The 1,159-nt window shown below is 62.6% G+C and carries 1 protein-coding gene; it reads left to right on the top strand.

What is annotated here, in order from left to right; translation table 11 throughout:
- Nucleotides 1-87 precede the first annotated feature (87 nt).
- Nucleotides 88-1,142, top strand: a protein-coding gene (locus JKL46_RS34835; protein ID WP_201843024.1) for an IS630 family transposase whose coding sequence is annotated in 2 segments (ribosomal slippage) — nt 88-615 and nt 618-1,142 — 1,053 coding nt in all. Because the reading frame shifts where the segments join, the coding sequence is not laid out codon by codon here.
- Nucleotides 1,143-1,159 lie beyond the last annotated feature (17 nt).

Here is a 1,159-nt window from a genome sequence, read left to right as displayed (position 1 = left end):
ATACCAAGTCCCTGAAGGTCTGACTCTTTCGTGATTTCTCGGACCGGGATGGGTGTGATTCATTTTGGTGAACCTGGGAGGTTCGCCATGCCAACCCCACTGCGATCTGACTTTGATGCGTCTCAGCTTCGTGCCGTGGCCCGCAAGACCAAGAACGCTGCCCAGGCGCGGCGGCTTCTGGCGTTGGCGGCGATCTATGAGGGCGCCTCGCGCACCGAGGCGGCGCGGATCGGCGGGGTGACGCTGCAGATCGTGCGTGACTGGGTGCTCAAGTTCAATGCACACGGACCCGAGGGGCTGATCGACCGCAAGCCGACCGGCCAGCCCTCGCGGCTCTCCGAACAGCATCGTCAGCATCTGGTGCAGATGATCGAGGCGGGCCCGATCCCGGCGGTGCACGGGGTGGTGCGCTGGCGTCTGGGGGATTTGATCCAGTGGCTCTGGGATGAGTACCGCGTGCCGATCTCGAAGCAAACGCTGAGCCGGGAGGTGCGCGCCTTGGGCTATCGCAAGCTCTCGGCTCGGCCGCGCCATCATGCCAAGAACGAGCATGCGGTGACGGCATTTAAAAAAACTTCTCCGCGCGTGTGGCGGAAATCGCGTCCAACGAGGCCGATGGCAAGCCCCTAGAGATCTGGTTTGCCGATGAGGCCCGGATTGGTCAGAAGAACAAGATCACGCGCCGGTGGGCCAAGCGTGGCACGCGGCCCTCGGCCCCGCGGGATCTAAGAACCGCTTCGGCGTACATCTTCGGGGCGATCTGCCCGGCGCAGGGCAAGGGAGCCGGCCTGGTGCTGCCGCGGTGCACGACAGAGGCGATGGCCCTGCATCTGACCGAGATCTCGCAGGCCGTGGCGCCCGGGGCGCATGCGGTGCTGCTGTTGGATCAGGCTGGCTGGCACGTCTCGAGCAAGCTGAGGGTGCCGCCCAACATCACCTTGCTACGGCTGCCCGCGAAAGCGCCTGAATTGAACCCGGTCGAGAACATTTGGCAGTTTATGAGGGAAAACTGGATCTCCAACAGGGTGTTCACGTCCTACACCGATATTCTCGATCATTGCTGCGCGGCTTGGACCAAACTCATCGACCAACCCTGGACCATCATGTCCATTGGCTTACGGGACTGGGCTCATGCGTTCTGATCAATGGGACTTGGTAT

Source organism: Microvirga zambiensis WSM3693, from assembly GCF_016735695.1.
In the GTDB taxonomy this organism is placed as follows: domain Bacteria; phylum Pseudomonadota; class Alphaproteobacteria; order Rhizobiales; family Beijerinckiaceae; genus Microvirga; species Microvirga zambiensis.
This window is presented reverse-complemented; position numbering and strand designations above follow the sequence as displayed.